The sequence below is a fragment of the Bradyrhizobium sp. USDA 3240 genome (genome assembly GCF_054063295.1).
In genome coordinates this window covers 4,251,923-4,265,508 of the sequence record NZ_JBSSGD010000002.1, presented here as the reverse complement: position 1 = coordinate 4,265,508, position 13,586 = coordinate 4,251,923, and the positions used below count along the sequence as shown (strand labels likewise).

Here is a 13,586-nt window from a genome sequence, read left to right as displayed (position 1 = left end):
TTGACCCGAGAACTATCCCCAACGTCGTCCTGGCGAAAGCCAGGAGGTGGATTCACACTCGAAGTGCAACACTTGATCGGCAAAGGACTCCGCAGGCGTGCGGTAGTCAAGGCATTTGCGTGGGGTGTTGTTGTAGGTGGCGATGAACTGGCGGAATCTGGCGGTCGAGAGGGTTACGAGATCCGTTTTGCGAGGGATGAAGCGGCGCATCCTGCCGATGGCGTTCTCGATACCACCCTTCTGCCAGGGCGCGTGGGGATCGCAGAAGAAGGTCTCGATCGAGAGGCGATGTAGCGCCAGGTGACCGGCAAACTCGGTGCCGTTGTCGAAGGTGACGGTCTGGCGCAGCTCTTGTGGAAGGGCAGCGAAGAAGCGGACGAGATGGCGTGCGACACCGCGCGCAACCTTGCTGGCAAGGCGGATGCCGAGCAGCAGGCGAGAGGTGCGCTCATGCACGGTCAGCACGGCCTGACCGTACTTCGAGAACATCATCAAATCGGCCTCCCAATGCCCGGCGACGCTACGGTCGGCAACCTCAAGGGGCCGATTTGCCAGGGAAACACGGCCTTCGATGAAGCTTGCGGGGCTGCCGCCTCGCTTGCCGCGGAGGCCGCGCTTGCTCTTGGCGCGCGGCAGGTAGCGTCGCCAGCTGAAGTCCGAGGTGCGCCTGAGTTGGCCATAGATGAAGCGGTAGATGGTCTCGTGGGAGATCACCTTGTGCCCGCACTCGCGGGCCAGCCGGCCGGCGATCTGCTCCGGCGACCAACCTCGGCGAAGGCGTTGCAACACCGCGCGGCGCAGGACGGGCTCCCGTTCGAGGCGTCCGCCCGTCCAGCGCCGCGCTCGCATCTGTTGCTGGGCATAATTTGGCTTGTAGCCAGCCTGAACGCTCCGATTACGGCTCAGTTCCCGAGAGATTGTTGATGGCGAGCGATCCAGAGCTGCCGCGATTTGCCGGACCGAGCTGCCATTGGCCGATAGACAGGCAATCTCGCATCGGTCGTCCAGAGAGAGCTGCTTGTAAGTCCGCCCCATGGCAACACCTCCTCAAGGAAGTGTTGCACTTCGTTTGTGAACTCAGGGGACCCATTACCCCAAATCTCATTGTTGTGCGACGCCGGGTCCGCGATCCGGTTTCATCGCTGAATGCGGTGGTTATGGGTCCTGGCTTTCGCCAGGACGACGTGGGGAGAGCCGTGGCTGAATCACAGGAGTCTCTGGAATGCCCAATCGCCGGCCTTCGCGGGCGATGACAGCGTCCTACTTCCTCACGCAGATCACGCGGACCACGGCGGCCTTGGCGTCCGCCGATTCACCCGACGCGTTGACGCCGTGCGATTTCAGGAAGCTGCGCACCGTCTCGGCCGGCACCAGCGCGGCCTGCGCCGGCGGTGCCGCGTTGGCCGGGGCTGCAACGATGACCGGCTTCAGCACCGCGATGCCGGCAAATTTGCCGCCGTTGTCGAGCGCTGCCGCGCCGGAGAATCCGATCGCGGGCGGCGGTGACAGCGCCTGATCGCCGCCGCCGAGTTGCGCCACCGAGGCCTTGACGCTGCTCACGGCCGCGCCGCCGCCCTGGTTCTGCGGATCGGCGATGCCGGTGATATCGAGCGCGGTCTGCGTCGCCTGGTCTGCGATGTTGAGCGGCTTCAGCCCGCGCGCGCCATAGATGCGCAGCAGAGCGAGATCGTGCTCCTTGTCGGCGGCGACCCGATCGGCACTGCCGTAGCCCGGGATCGTCAGCGCGATGCAGTCGTCAGTCGCCACGCGGTCGGTGATAACAGCGCCATCGTCGCTGACCACGACGCCGGTGGCATATTCGACGGTCTTGCGCGGCGGCGGCCCGGCCTGCACGCCGGACGGAAATGCGTTGAAGGCGCTCGACATCGCGATCACCACCGGCTCGACGGTGGTCTGCATCGCCTGATCGTAGAGAATGGTGAGGATGCGGACCTCGTCGCCCTTCAGGGTGCCGCGCAGATAGAATTTCTTCAGCCCCTGCATGCCCGACAGCACGAAGAAATCCGGCTTCACCACGGTGTAGTCGATGGTGCGGCCGGCCGGCTCCTTCTTCTCCTGCTCGGCAAGCTTCGCGGTGGTCGGGCTCGCTTCCTTGCGCCGGGTCAGCAGCACCTGGACGGTGCCGGTCGGCGAGGTCCATTTGGCGCCGGACGCGTCGCTGGCGAGCTGCGGCACCAGCTTGGTGGGAATGCCGAGCCGCGCGCCGGTGGCAGGCTCGGTGACGACTCTCCAGCCAACGCTCTCCTGCTTCCGCCGCGCAGTGTCGGCGAGCACGCCGCGCTCTTGCGGGTTCAGCACGCCGGTCGGCTTGCCGCCGCGGTTCTTCTGGAATTCCTTGATCGCATTGACCATGCGCTCGCTGACGTCGCCGGTAATCGCGCCGTTGTATTCGCCGACCCAGGCGAGATCCGATTGCAGCGCCAGCCGCTCGGCCTGCGCCATCGCGTTCGCGGTATCCTCGGGCTTCTGCAAAGCGGGGCGAACCGGCACCGTCGTCACCGTCTTCGGCTTGGCCCCGGCCGTCGTCGGCGGCGTCAATTGGGCCTGCGCAGCGCCGACCATCACGGCCGCGACCATCAATGTTGCCGAAAGCATCAATCTCATGACAAATCCGGGGCAAATGACTGATACCATTGACGTCCACGCAATTAAGCACATCTGCTTGGTCGGCAACAACCGCGCTCCGGTTCAGGGAACAGCGCGCAGGACATCAAGATGCTGAGTGCCGACGAACTCGAACGCTATGCCCGCCACATCGTGCTGCGCGAGGTGGGCGGCCCCGGCCAGAATGCGCTGAAAAAGGCGTCGGTGCTGGTGATCGGCGCCGGCGGTCTTGGCGCGCCGGTACTGATGTATCTGGCCGCCGCCGGCGTCGGCCGGCTCGGCGTGATCGATGACGATATCGTCTCGCTCTCCAATTTGCAGCGCCAGATCATCCATACGACGTCCGACATCGGCAAGCGCAAGGTGGACAGCGCGGCAGCGCAGATCCAAGCGCTCAACCCGCATGTGGCGTTCGAGGCGCATCCGATGCGGCTCACGGCCGACAATGCGATGGCGCTGATCGGAAATTACGATCTCGTGCTCGACGGCTCCGATAATTTCGAAACCCGATACCTCGTCGCCGATGCCTGCTTCCTCGCGGAAAGGCCGCTGATCACCGCGGCGCTCGGGCAGTTCGACGGTTCGCTGACCACGATCCGGGCGCACGAGAGGAATGCGGATGGCGTGTTCAACCCGACCTATCGCTGCCTGTTCCCGGAAGCGCCGCCGCCGGGCACGGTGCCGGCCTGCGCCGAGGCCGGCGTGATGGGCGCGCTCGCCGGCCTCATGGGGTCGATGATGGCGCTGGAGGCGATCCGCGAGATCGTCGGCTTCGGCGAGGGCCTGGTCGGCCGTCTCCTGATGGTGGATGCGCGCGCGATGCGGTTCGAAACCCTGCGCTACGCGCGCGATCCGCAGAACCCGCTCAATGGTGATGCACCTGTCATCACCGACTTGAGCGGGCATCGGTAGTTCGTCAGGACGCGGTCGCGGGCTTCTCGCTGTCCATGTGCCGAAGGTGCTCCTCCGGATAGCGTCCGCCGGCGGCAGCACCAGGCGGAAACGCTTCGGCGAGTGCGGCAAGGTGCGCCGCGGTCAGCTTCACATCGCGCGCGCCGAGCGCTTCAGTGAGCCGTTCGCGCCGCCGCGCGCCGACCAGCGGCACGATGTCCTTGCCTTGCGCCGCGACCCAGGCGATCGCGACCTGCGCCGGAGAGGCGCCGATCTCGCCGGCGATGCCGCGCAGCCGATCGGCGAGCGCAAGGTTGGTGTCGATGTTGCCGGCCTGGAAGCGCGGGCTCATCAGGCGGAAATCTTTTTCGCCTGCCTGGTTCTTCGACCAGTGTCCGCTGATCAGCCCGCGCGCCAGCACGCCGTAGGCTGATATGCCGATGCCGAGCTCGCGGCAGGTCTTCAGGATGTCGGTCTCGATGCCGCGCGAGATCAGCGAATACTCGATCTGCAGATCGGCGATCGGATGCACCTTGTGGGCGCGGCGGATGGTGTCGGAACCAACCTCCGACAAGCCGATATGCCTGATCCAGCCGGCCTTTATCATGTCGGCCATCGCGCCGACCGTATCCTCGATCGGCACGTTGGGATCGAGCCGCGCCGGGCGATAGATATCGATGTGATCGACGCCGAGCCGCTGCAGCGAATAGGCGACGAAATTCTTCACGGCATTGGGCCGGCAGTCATAGCCGAGGAAGCCGTAGTTGCGATCGCGCAGCGCGCCGAACTTGACGCCGATCACGAGATTGTCGCGGCGGCGGCTCTTCAGGGCCTCGCCGATCAGCATCTCGTTGTGGCCCATGCCGTAGAAGTCGCCGGTGTCGAGCAGCGTGACGCCGGCATCGAGCGCGGCATGGATGGTGGCGATGCTCTCCCTGCGGTCGGTCGGGCCGTAGAAGTCGGACATGCCCATGCAGCCGAGGCCGATCAGCGAAACCGTCGGGCCGGTGGAACCGAGTTTGCGTGCGTCCATGGTGGTATTCCCAAGATGTTGCGGCGGATGATCCGCCGCCGAATGACGCAGCTGATATGGGCCGGTTTGGCTTTTGGGATAAGCTGGACAATCCCGAATGGGTTGTTCACTATATCGAACAATGCAGGATTTCGACCTTCGCGACCTCGACGCCTTCGTGGCGGTGGCGCGCACGCGCAACTTCCGGCGGGCGGCGCTGGAGAGCCGCGTCTCGGTATCGAGCCTCAGCCAGCGCCTGCGCGACATGGAGGAGCGGCTCGGCGTCCGCCTGATGAATCGCACCACCCGCAGCGTCGCGCTGACCGAAGCAGGCGAACTGCTGCTCGCCCGCGTCGCGCCGGCAATGGTCAACGTCGCCGACGCGATCACAGAGGTGCGCGGCCTGCGCGCCGAGCCGTCGGGGCGCCTGCGCATCAACGCGCCGCCGCCCGCGGTCGATCTGGTGCTGGCGCCGATGATCGCACCGTTCCTCGCCCGATATCCGCAAGTCGAGCTCGACGTGGTCGCCGAGAGTGCGTTCGTCGACGTCGTCGCGCAGGGCTTCGACGCCGGCGTGCGCTATGGCGAGCACCTGGCGCAGGACATGATTGCCGTCCAGCTCGGTGCGCCGCAGCGTTACGCGGTGGTGGCGTCACGCGACTATGTCGCGAAGCATGGCCGGCCGACGCATCCGAAGGATCTGCTGGCGCATGCCTGCATCCGCAGCCGCTTCAGCAACGGCGTGATGTTCGACTGGGAGTTCGAGAAGAGCGGCCGCGTGGTGAAGATTTCGCCGCCGGCCAAGCTGACTGCGACCTATCTCGGCCTCGCGCTGCGCGCGGTGCATGACGGCGTCGGTTACTGGGCGACGTTCGAGGGCTATGTCCGCTACGGCATCAAATCCGGCGCGCTGGTCAGCGTGCTCGACGACTGGTGTCCGCCGTTCGACGGGCCGTTCCTGTACTATCCGAGCCGCCGCCAGCCGCCCCCGGCGCTCGCCGCGTTCGTGTCGTTCGTCGCCGACTGGCGCAAGCAGGCGCGGCGGAAGACGAAATAAGCCGGCTTGTCACCGCATCGTCGTCCCGGCGAAGGCCGGGACCCATAACCACAAATGTCTATTTGTGCGCGATGTCGGAACGGCGAATCCCTTCAACAACGACCGCCACGGCGTATGGGTCCCGGCCTTCGCCGGGACGACACCGAATGTTGGTCTCAGAGCCCCGTCGGCTCCATCCGGGCTACATTTGCCCGACGTATCAAGTTAGCGGGTAGGGCGCCGGCCGCATCGGCTACTTTTCATGGGGTTGTTTTCGATATTTTGGCAACTCGCCCCTGCAATGGGAGTTCATCGCGTTCGCGCGACCCGTTGGCTCCATCCGGGCTACGGAATTCCTACAACATGCTCGGCAGCACGCGATCCGGCGGCTTGTGGGCGTCGAGGAAGGTCCGGATGTTGATGATGACCTTCTCGCCCATCTCGACGCGGCCTTCGATGGTGGCCGAGCCCATGTGCGGCAGCAGCGTCACCTTGCCGGCCCTGGCGAGGCGCACCAGCTTCGGGTTCACCGCGGGCTCGTGCTCGTAGACGTCGAGGCCGGCGCCGCCGACATCGCCGGCTTCGATCAGCTTGATCAGGGTGTCCTCGTCGATCACCTCGCCGCGCGCGGTGTTGACGATATAGGCCTCTTTCCGGATCAGCTTGAGCCGCCGCGCCGAGAGCAGATGATAGGTCGCCGGCGTGTGCGGGCAGTTCACCGAGATGATGTCCATCCGCGCCAGCATCTGGTCGAGGCTTTCCCAATAGGTCGCGCCTAATTCATCGGCGATCATGGGCGCGACCGGCCGGCGGTTGTGATAGTGGATCTGGAGACCGAAGGCGCGGGCGCGGCGCGCCACGGCCTGGCCGATGCGGCCCATGCCGATGATGCCGAGCCTTTTTCCGCCGATGCGGTGGCCCAGCATCCAGGTCGGCGACCAGCCGGCCCAGTGCTGCTTGCCTTCGGTCAGGATCGAGGCGCCCTCGATCAGCCGGCGCGGCACGGCAAGGATCAGCGCCATGGTCATGTCGGCGGTGTCCTCGGTCAGCACCTTCGGCGTATTGGTCACCGTGATGCCGCGAGCATGTGCGGCGGTGACGTCGATATTGTCGACGCCGTTGCCGAAATTGGCGATCAGCTTCAGCTTGCAGTCGGGCTGATTGATCACGTCCTCGCGGATCATGTCGGTCACGGTCGGCACCAGCACGTCGGCGGTCCTCGCCGCCTCGGCGATCTGTTCCGGCGTCATCGGCGTGTCGTCGAGATTCAGTCTGGCATCGAACAGCTCGCGCATCCGGGTCTCGATCGAGTCCGGCAGCTTGCGGGTGACGACGACGAGAGGCTTTTTCTTCACCGACATGTCCTGCTTTCATGAGGCGCGCGGCCCGTCAAAAACCGAGCCGTTGAGGCCTCATTAACCCGGTTGTTCGACACTGCTGATAGCCGCGCTGTCCCGGCGTTTCCTTCGCGTTTCCTAGGGTTCCCCGATACTTGCCCCGGCTTTCGTCAGGGAAATTCGGGTGTTCTGGCTCTCAGGCGTTCCGTCCTCTCTAGCAGAAGGCCGGGCCAAGACAAGAACCCCTCGGATCGATGCGTACCGGGAGCGAATGGCGCCGGCGCCCGGGCCTTCGGGCATGGGTTTAGGCTTGGGTTTGAATTTGGGTTTGGGTTGCAGCTCGCCGAATGCGGGTTGGGCATCTCGGCAGGAGACGAGTTGATGGTCTGGCGTTTGGGTTCATTGGTGGCTCTGGTCGGGAGCATGCTGAGTGCGTCGGTCATGCCCGGACATACCGCCAAGGATCTGAGCCCCACCACCAGTGGCCTGCCGATTCCGCGCTATGTCAGCCTGAAATCCGATCACGTGAACGTCCGGGGCGGCCCGACCAAGGACAATGACGTCGCCTGGGTCTACACGCGGTCGGGGCTGCCGGTCGAGATCACCGCCGAGTTCGAGAACTGGCGCCGGGTGCGCGATTCCGAGGGCGCCGAAGGCTGGGTCTATCACTCCCTGCTGTCCGGCCGCCGCACCGCGGTCGTCACGATGAAGAACAAGGACGATCTGGCCTCGCTGTACGATCGTGCCGACGCCACCAGCGCCATCGCCGCGCGCCTGCAGGCCGGCGTCGTCGCACAGGTCAAGAAATGCGCCAATAACTGGTGCCGGGTCACCGGTAACGGGTTCGACGGCTGGATCGAGCAGCAACGCCTGTGGGGCGTCTACGCCGACGAAAAGGTGGACTGACGCGCAGCGTCATTCCGGGATGGTGCGTGAGGCACCAGACCCGGAATCTCGAGATTCCGGGTTCGATGCTGACGCATCGCCCCGGAATGACGTTAGGCAAAACGACAATGGCCGGGACGAGCCCGGCCATCACAACTCAAATCGACATCAAGGCCGGTTCAGCGCTTCTTGCGCAGCCGCACGACCATGTCGACGCGGGAAATCTCGTAGCCATCAGGCACATTGGGCATCTTCGACAGCACGAGGTTCGGGTCGGGAATGTCGACCAGCTCGTGATTGTGCTCGAGATAGAAGTGGTGATGCGTCGACACGTTGGTGTCGAAATAGGTCTTGGTGCCGTCGACGCTGACCTGGCGCAGCAGGCCGGCATCGGTCAGCTGGTTGAGCGTGTTGTAGACGGTCGCCAGCGACACCGGAACCTTGGCCAGCGTGGCTTCCTCGTACAGCATTTCAGCGGTCAGGTGGCGGGCACCCTTGCCGAACAGCAGCCAACCCAGCGCCATGCGCTGGCGGGTCGGCCGGAGGCCCGCAGACTGCAGCATCTCGTTGACGTCATGCCACGGGCAGCCGGTCAGGGCAGGGTGATGCCCCGCGCCCCGCGCAGCCGGGTGCACGGCGTCATCATTCACGGCCGGTACTTCGTCGTTCATATCCACTCTATGCACCCAACTCAGGCAATATTCCGCTTAAATATAAAAAGGATGCCCATCAGATGCAAGTTTTTCGCAACTAGAACGAATCCAAGCTGCGGTAGAAACCTAAGGAGAAGCGGTAATTTATCATCGGAATGCCGCTTTGCCGCCCAGTTAGCCCTATGTTAGAGAGCGCGCGGACCACATATGCGCTTTCGGCAGAGATAACAGGCCGGTAGCGTACCCAGGTAGCGCCAAGATGCGGGACGGGTTATTCCGGTTCCCGTGGGTAGATTAAGGTCCGACCAAGCAAAGCGCTTCATCGGGACATCAGAGGTGGAAAGAGGATGCTGGATCGGCGCGGCGGTTACGAATACGAGGATTTGCTGGCTTGCGGACGGGGCGAGCTTTTCGGTCCCGGCAACGCCCAGTTGCCGCTGCCACCGATGCTGATGTTCGATCGCATCAGTGAGATCTCGCAAACCGGCGGCGAGTACGGCAAGGGGCTGGTGCGCGCCGAGCTCGACGTGAAGCCGGATCTCTGGTTCTTCGGCTGCCATTTCAAGAACGATCCGGTGATGCCGGGCTGCCTCGGCCTCGATGCCATGTGGCAAATGGTCGGCTTTTACCTTGGCTGGAGTGGCGGCGAAGGTCGCGGCCGCGCACTCGGCCTCGGCGAGCTGAAGTTCTCCGGACAGGTGCTGCCGCACGCGCGCAAGGTTGTGTACAACATCGATATCAAGCGTGTGATGCGGTCAAAGCTCGTGCTTGGAATTGCCGACGGGTGGCTTTCCATGGACGACGAGATTATTTATCGCGCCAAGGACTTGAAGGTCGGATTGTTCAAGCAGGGCACGTCGCCATCTTGAGCAGGATCATCATGCGGCAACATAAAGGCAGGGCGAGGCGAACATGAGGCGGGTTGTCATCACGGGGATGGGAATTGTCTCGTCCATCGGTAACAACACCCAGGAAGTGCTTGCGAGCCTCTACGAGGCGAAGTCGGGCATTTCGCGTGCGGAGAAGGCTGCTGAGCTCGGCTTCCGTTCGCAGGTGCACGGCGCGCCGACGCTCAATCCCGCCGAGGTGATCGATCGCCGCGCGATGCGGTTCCTTGCCGAAGGTGCTGCCTGGAATCACGTCGCCATGGAGCAGGCGATCCGCGACTCCGGCCTCGAGGAGAACGAAGTCTCCAACGTCCGCACCGGCATCATCATGGGATCCGGCGGACCGTCGACGCGCACGCTGGTCGAGGCCGCCGACATCGCGCGCGCCAAGGGCCCGAAGCGCGTTGGTCCGTTCGCTGTGCCGAAGGGGATGTCCTCGACCGCATCGGCGACACTCGCGACCTGGTTCAAGATCAAGGGCGTGAACTACTCGATCTCGTCGGCCTGCGCGACGTCGAACCATTGCATCGGCAATGCCTACGAGACGATCCAGATCGGCAAGCAGGACATCATCTTCGCCGGCGGCTGCGAGGAACTCGACTGGACGCTGTCGGTACTGTTCGACGCCATGGGCGCCATGTCGTCGAAGTATAACGACACGCCGTCGACCGCCTCGCGTCCGTACGACATCAGCCGCGACGGTTTCGTGATCGCCGGCGGCGCGGGTGTCGTGGTGCTCGAAGAGCTCGAGCATGCCAAGGCACGCGGCGCGCGGATCTACGGTGAGGTCGTCGGCTACGGCGCGACCTCGGACGGATACGACATGGTGGCGCCGTCGGGCGAGGGCGCCGAGCGCTGCATGCGCATGGCGATGTCGACGGTGGACACGCCGGTCGATTACATCAATCCGCACGCCACCTCGACGCCGGCCGGTGATCCGCCGGAGATCGAGGCGATCCGCAAGGTGTTCGGCACCGGCGACAAGTGCCCGCCGATCTCGGCGACCAAGGCGCTGACCGGCCACTCGCTCGGCGCCACCGGCGTGCAGGAAGCGATCTACTCGCTGCTGATGCTGAACAACGGCTTCATCTGCGAAAGCGCGCATATCACCGAGCTCGATCCGGTGTTCGCCGACATGCCGATCGTGCGCAAGCGCATCGACAACGCCAAGCTCACGACCGTGCTGTCGAACTCGTTCGGCTTCGGCGGTACCAACGCCACGCTGGTGTTCAGGCGGCTTGATGCCTGATTTCGCCTCTCCTCGCTTGCTGAGGGAGGTCCGCAGGCAGCGAATGGGGATATTGCAACGATCCGGGATGGGGTGGGAATGATTATTGAACCGCGCGTGCGAGGCTTCATCTGCACGACGGCACATCCCGTCGGCTGCGCGACGAATGTCCGCGAACAGATCGCTTACGTTCTCAAGCAGGGCCCGGTCGCCGACTGCCCGAAACGCGTTGCCGTGCTGGGCTGCTCGACGGGCTACGGCCTCGCGAGCCGCATCGTCGCGACCTTCGCAGGCGGCGCGGATACGATCGGCGTGTCGCTGGAGCGCGAGCCTTCGGAGAAAAGAAGCGCCAGCGCCGGCTGGTACAACAACCGCGCCTTCGAGATCGAGGCCGAGAAGATCGGACGCTCGCCGCTCACGCTGGAGGGCGACGCCTTCTCCGACGAGATGAAGAAAGACTTCATCGAGCGCGTGCGCGAAAAATTCGGACAGCTCGACCTGCTGGTCTACAGCATGGCGGCGCCGGTCCGCACCGACCCGGACACTGGCAAGACCTATCGCTCGGTCATCAAGCCGCTCGGCGCCCCGGTCGAGATCAAGACGCTCGACACCGAGACCGGCGAGGTGTTCCAGACCACCCTCGAGCCTGCGAACGAGGAGCAAACCGCGGCCACCGTCGCGGTGATGGGTGGTGACGACTGGAAGCGCTGGATCGACCAGTTGGCTGACGCCGGCGTGCTGGCGCCGGGCTTCCGGACCCTCAACTACACCTATATCGGCAGCGAACTGACCTGGCCGATCTACTGGAACGGCACGCTCGGCCGCGCCAAGGTCGATCTCGACAGCAAGGCGGAAGCGATCCGCGGCCGGCTCGGTACGGAGGCCGCCCGCGTCGTCGCGCTGAAGGCCGTGGTCACCCAGGCGAGCTCGGCCATTCCGGTGGTGCCGCTCTATGGCACGGTGCTGTTCAAGGTGATGAAGCAGCTCGGGCTCCATGAGGGCTGCATCGAGCAGATCGACCGCCTGTTCCGGACGAAGCTCGGCAAGGATGTCGCGCTCGATGATGTGCAGCGCATCCGGGTCGACGACTGGGAGCTGTCGCCCGACGTGCAGACGGAAGTGTCGCGGCGCTGGCCGCTACTCACCACCGAGACGCTCGGCGAGCTGGCGGACCTCGGCGAATACAAGAGCCAGTTCCTCCGCCTGTTCGGCTTCGGCATCGATGGCGTCGACTATACGCAGGACGTCGATCCCCGCGTCGTCCCAGGTTAGGCCGTTCGAAGTTCGTTACTTCGTAGCCCGGATGAAGCGAAGCGAAATCCGGGGTCTTCTTCCGCTGAAGGACTTTCCCGGATTGCGCGGAGCCTGTCATCGGGCGCGCGTTCGCGCGACCCGTTGGCTGCATCCGGGCTACATCGCACTACCCCGCCGCGATCTTCTCCGCGCGCTGGAATGCGGGCCGCGCCACGCAGCAGTCGATATAGGCCTCGAATGACGGCCGCGGCGGCACCATCTTGAACACGCGCACTGCGAAATTAAGTCCCGCGCCGATCGCGATGTCGGCGGCGGAGAACTGATCGCCGAGGATCCACGGCCCCTTCTGCAACTCGGCATCGAGCACGTCGAACACCTGTGCCGCGCTACCCCACGCCGCGGTGCTGGTCGGCACCTCGAGCTTGGTGAAGAGCTGGATCAGCGCGGGCTCGATGCAGCTCGGCGAGAAGAACAGCCATTGCAGATAGCGTGCGCGCTGCGGATCGTTGGTGGCTGGCGCGAGCTTGTTCTCGGGATAGCGGTCGGCGATATAGGCGCAGATCGCGGCGGCCTCGGCGAGCCGGGCATCGCCGTCGGTCAACGCCGGCACCTTGCCCATCGGGTTGATCTTGAGGAACTCCGGCGACTTCTGCGCGCCGGTGCTGATGTCGGTCAGCACCCGCTCGTAGGGCAGGCCGGATTCTTCCAGCAGCCAGATGGCGGAGAACGAGCGCGAGCGCGGCGACCAGTACAGCTTGATCATGGTGCGGTCCCTTTCTTCGGGGCGTGCGAACAGCGCCTGTTACATCGCGCGTCTGCATCGTGGTGGCAACGTACCATGGCTGCGGCAAACTCACCTGCGAAGGGTGGTTCGGCTCGTTGGCCTCGTCCGCGAGCCGATCTATTGGTCCTTCAGATAGTCCGGCAGCGCCTGGTCCAGCTGTTCCGCAACGAGCCCGCGGGTCTTCTCGCGAAGCGTCGCGCTGGAGGCAGCGGCCTCGGGAGGGGTGGGAAAGTCTGAATTGTCGAGATGCTTCAGCGGATTTTCCGTCATTTTCATGCTTTCGGAAAATCTGTTGCGCATATCCACCAAAGTGCGGTCGATCCTCGCGTAGCTCCTGCCGTCGAGCAGCGTCAGCGCGACGTTGGCGAACACATGTGAGTGCCTGAGCATCGAGCCGAGGCCCTGATTGTAGGTGCCGATGCCGTGCAGATCGAGGTTGGTATTCTGCGGGCGCAATCTGAACTTGGTCACGACGAGGTAGCGTTCGCAGGTGGCATTCGACGTGAAGCCTTGAACGATCGCGGGCAGGTCCTCGCTCGGATCCGGCAGCAGATGTGGCTTCGGATGGTAGAATGGCTCGAACGCGTTTCTAGGATAGCCGATCCTGCGCACCGCGGGGTCATTGCCGGTTGCCGCGCGAACCCGCGCGAAGACAAGATCGTCCAGCGCCCAGTCGACCTGAACATCGGTGCCTTCGTACTCGAACGGGGTCACGCCGAATTTCTGTACGGCGAATTGATTTCCGAGCACCGAGATGACGCCGAGCCGGCACGGCCCGGTCTCCGCAGCAATGGACGGCTTCATGGCCCGCTTGGCCTTCGGCGCGGTCTTCTTCGCGGCCGGCTTGACGGGGGCGGCCGTTGCCGGCGATGTCGAGGGGGACTGGGCCCATCCCGCCGCGCCCAAGCATGACATGAGGACGGCAGCGACCGCGAAACGACGGATCATGATCGACCAACGAAAGATTTATGCAGCAGATCAGCATAACTAGAAC

General features: G+C 64.4%; 14 protein-coding genes. 7 read left to right on the top strand and 7 right to left on the bottom strand.

Features of this window, described 5'->3' with window-relative positions:
- Nucleotides 1-12: 12 nt before the first annotated feature.
- Nucleotides 13-1,035 (bottom strand): IS30 family transposase, encoded by a 1,023-nt coding sequence (locus tag ACVIGA_RS20810; protein WP_456667803.1) that lies wholly within the window; start codon nucleotides 1,033-1,035, stop codon nucleotides 13-15.
- A gap of 225 nt (nucleotides 1,036-1,260) precedes the next feature.
- Nucleotides 1,261-2,625 (bottom strand): serine protease, encoded by a 1,365-nt coding sequence (locus ACVIGA_RS20805; protein ID WP_456667802.1) that lies wholly within the window; start codon nucleotides 2,623-2,625, stop codon nucleotides 1,261-1,263.
- Between the two features lie 111 nt (nucleotides 2,626-2,736).
- Between ACVIGA_RS20805 and ACVIGA_RS20800 the strand changes: the two genes are divergently transcribed.
- Complete coding sequence (locus ACVIGA_RS20800) at nucleotides 2,737-3,537, top strand: HesA/MoeB/ThiF family protein (RefSeq protein ID WP_456667801.1); 801 nt, start codon at nucleotides 2,737-2,739, stop codon at nucleotides 3,535-3,537.
- A gap of 4 nt (nucleotides 3,538-3,541) precedes the next feature.
- Here ACVIGA_RS20800 and ACVIGA_RS20795 read toward each other — a convergent pair whose 3' ends face one another.
- Nucleotides 3,542-4,549 carry an aldo/keto reductase gene (locus ACVIGA_RS20795; protein WP_456667800.1) on the bottom strand — a complete coding sequence of 336 codons (1,008 nt, stop codon included), beginning with the start codon at nucleotides 4,547-4,549 and terminating at the stop codon, nucleotides 3,542-3,544.
- A 121-nt stretch (nucleotides 4,550-4,670) separates the two neighbouring features.
- Between ACVIGA_RS20795 and ACVIGA_RS20790 the strand changes: the two genes are divergently transcribed.
- Nucleotides 4,671-5,585, top strand: coding sequence for a LysR family transcriptional regulator (locus ACVIGA_RS20790; protein ID WP_456667799.1), 915 nt, complete (start codon nucleotides 4,671-4,673; stop codon nucleotides 5,583-5,585).
- 335 nt (nucleotides 5,586-5,920) lie between these two features.
- Here ACVIGA_RS20790 and ACVIGA_RS20785 read toward each other — a convergent pair whose 3' ends face one another.
- On the bottom strand, nucleotides 5,921-6,925 hold the full coding sequence (locus ACVIGA_RS20785) for a 2-hydroxyacid dehydrogenase (protein WP_223971578.1): 1,005 nt from the start codon (nucleotides 6,923-6,925) through the stop codon (nucleotides 5,921-5,923).
- Between the two features lie 357 nt (nucleotides 6,926-7,282).
- Here ACVIGA_RS20785 and ACVIGA_RS20780 point away from each other — a divergent pair, with 357 nt between their 5' ends.
- Complete coding sequence (locus ACVIGA_RS20780) at nucleotides 7,283-7,807, top strand: SH3 domain-containing protein (protein WP_456667798.1); 525 nt, start codon at nucleotides 7,283-7,285, stop codon at nucleotides 7,805-7,807.
- 158 nt (nucleotides 7,808-7,965) lie between these two features.
- On the opposite strand, the gene irrA is transcribed toward ACVIGA_RS20780, so the two are convergent.
- The gene (gene irrA / locus ACVIGA_RS20775) at nucleotides 7,966-8,457 is read right to left on the bottom strand and encodes an iron response transcriptional regulator IrrA (protein WP_163156898.1); all 492 of its coding nucleotides are present in this window, start codon (nucleotides 8,455-8,457) and stop codon (nucleotides 7,966-7,968) included.
- Between the two features lie 329 nt (nucleotides 8,458-8,786).
- On the opposite strand from irrA, the gene fabA reads away from it, so the two are divergent.
- The 3 genes from fabA to fabV all read left to right on the top strand — a co-directional run bounded on the left by fabA (nucleotide 8,787) and on the right by fabV (nucleotide 11,826).
- Nucleotides 8,787-9,308, top strand: coding sequence for a 3-hydroxyacyl-[acyl-carrier-protein] dehydratase FabA (fabA, locus tag ACVIGA_RS20770; protein ID WP_223971579.1), 522 nt, complete (start codon nucleotides 8,787-8,789; stop codon nucleotides 9,306-9,308).
- A gap of 43 nt (nucleotides 9,309-9,351) precedes the next feature.
- Nucleotides 9,352-10,575: a beta-ketoacyl-ACP synthase I gene (gene fabB, locus ACVIGA_RS20765; RefSeq protein WP_456667797.1), complete on the top strand. Its 1,224-nt coding sequence runs from the start codon at nucleotides 9,352-9,354 to the stop codon at nucleotides 10,573-10,575.
- 78 nt (nucleotides 10,576-10,653) lie between these two features.
- Nucleotides 10,654-11,826, top strand: a complete 1,173-nt coding sequence (gene fabV / locus ACVIGA_RS20760) for an enoyl-ACP reductase FabV (protein ID WP_456667796.1) — start codon at nucleotides 10,654-10,656, stop codon at nucleotides 11,824-11,826.
- 148 nt (nucleotides 11,827-11,974) lie between these two features.
- On the opposite strand, the gene ACVIGA_RS20755 is transcribed toward fabV, so the two are convergent.
- Together ACVIGA_RS20755 and ACVIGA_RS20750 are read right to left on the bottom strand one after the other, a co-directional pair.
- Complete coding sequence (locus tag ACVIGA_RS20755; RefSeq protein ID WP_456667795.1) at nucleotides 11,975-12,571, bottom strand: glutathione S-transferase family protein; 597 nt, start codon at nucleotides 12,569-12,571, stop codon at nucleotides 11,975-11,977.
- Nucleotides 12,572-12,709: 138 nt separating this feature from the next.
- Complete coding sequence (locus tag ACVIGA_RS20750) at nucleotides 12,710-13,396, bottom strand: hypothetical protein (protein WP_456667794.1); 687 nt, start codon at nucleotides 13,394-13,396, stop codon at nucleotides 12,710-12,712.
- Here ACVIGA_RS20750 and ACVIGA_RS20745 point away from each other — a divergent pair.
- Complete coding sequence (locus tag ACVIGA_RS20745; RefSeq protein ID WP_456667793.1) at nucleotides 13,395-13,583, top strand: hypothetical protein; 189 nt, start codon at nucleotides 13,395-13,397, stop codon at nucleotides 13,581-13,583. The two genes, ACVIGA_RS20750 and ACVIGA_RS20745, sit on opposite strands and share 2 nt — an antisense overlap.
- Nucleotides 13,584-13,586 lie beyond the last annotated feature (3 nt).

What these genes read in the sequence shown, in the direction of transcription:
- fabA (WP_223971579.1), top strand. Translation starts at nt 8,787, where the DNA reads ATGCTGGATCGGCGCGGCGGTTACGAATACGAGGATTTGCTGGCTTGC.
- fabV (WP_456667796.1), top strand. Translation starts at nt 10,654, where the DNA reads ATGATTATTGAACCGCGCGTGCGAGGCTTCATCTGCACGACGGCACAT.
- ACVIGA_RS20785 (WP_223971578.1), bottom strand. Translation starts at nt 6,925, where the DNA reads ATGTCGGTGAAGAAAAAGCCTCTCGTCGTCGTCACCCGCAAGCTGCCG.
- ACVIGA_RS20805 (WP_456667802.1), bottom strand. Translation starts at nt 2,625, where the DNA reads ATGAGATTGATGCTTTCGGCAACATTGATGGTCGCGGCCGTGATGGTC.
- ACVIGA_RS20745 (WP_456667793.1), top strand. Translation starts at nt 13,395, where the DNA reads ATGGCCCGCTTGGCCTTCGGCGCGGTCTTCTTCGCGGCCGGCTTGACG.
- fabB (WP_456667797.1), top strand. Translation starts at nt 9,352, where the DNA reads ATGAGGCGGGTTGTCATCACGGGGATGGGAATTGTCTCGTCCATCGGT.
- ACVIGA_RS20750 (WP_456667794.1), bottom strand. Translation starts at nt 13,396, where the DNA reads ATGAAGCCGTCCATTGCTGCGGAGACCGGGCCGTGCCGGCTCGGCGTC.
- irrA (WP_163156898.1), bottom strand. Translation starts at nt 8,457, where the DNA reads ATGAACGACGAAGTACCGGCCGTGAATGATGACGCCGTGCACCCGGCT.
- ACVIGA_RS20800 (WP_456667801.1), top strand. Translation starts at nt 2,737, where the DNA reads ATGCTGAGTGCCGACGAACTCGAACGCTATGCCCGCCACATCGTGCTG.
- ACVIGA_RS20780 (WP_456667798.1), top strand. Translation starts at nt 7,283, where the DNA reads ATGGTCTGGCGTTTGGGTTCATTGGTGGCTCTGGTCGGGAGCATGCTG.
- ACVIGA_RS20795 (WP_456667800.1), bottom strand. Translation starts at nt 4,549, where the DNA reads ATGGACGCACGCAAACTCGGTTCCACCGGCCCGACGGTTTCGCTGATC.
- ACVIGA_RS20755 (WP_456667795.1), bottom strand. Translation starts at nt 12,571, where the DNA reads ATGATCAAGCTGTACTGGTCGCCGCGCTCGCGCTCGTTCTCCGCCATC.
- ACVIGA_RS20790 (WP_456667799.1), top strand. Translation starts at nt 4,671, where the DNA reads ATGCAGGATTTCGACCTTCGCGACCTCGACGCCTTCGTGGCGGTGGCG.
- ACVIGA_RS20810 (WP_456667803.1), bottom strand. Translation starts at nt 1,035, where the DNA reads ATGGGGCGGACTTACAAGCAGCTCTCTCTGGACGACCGATGCGAGATT.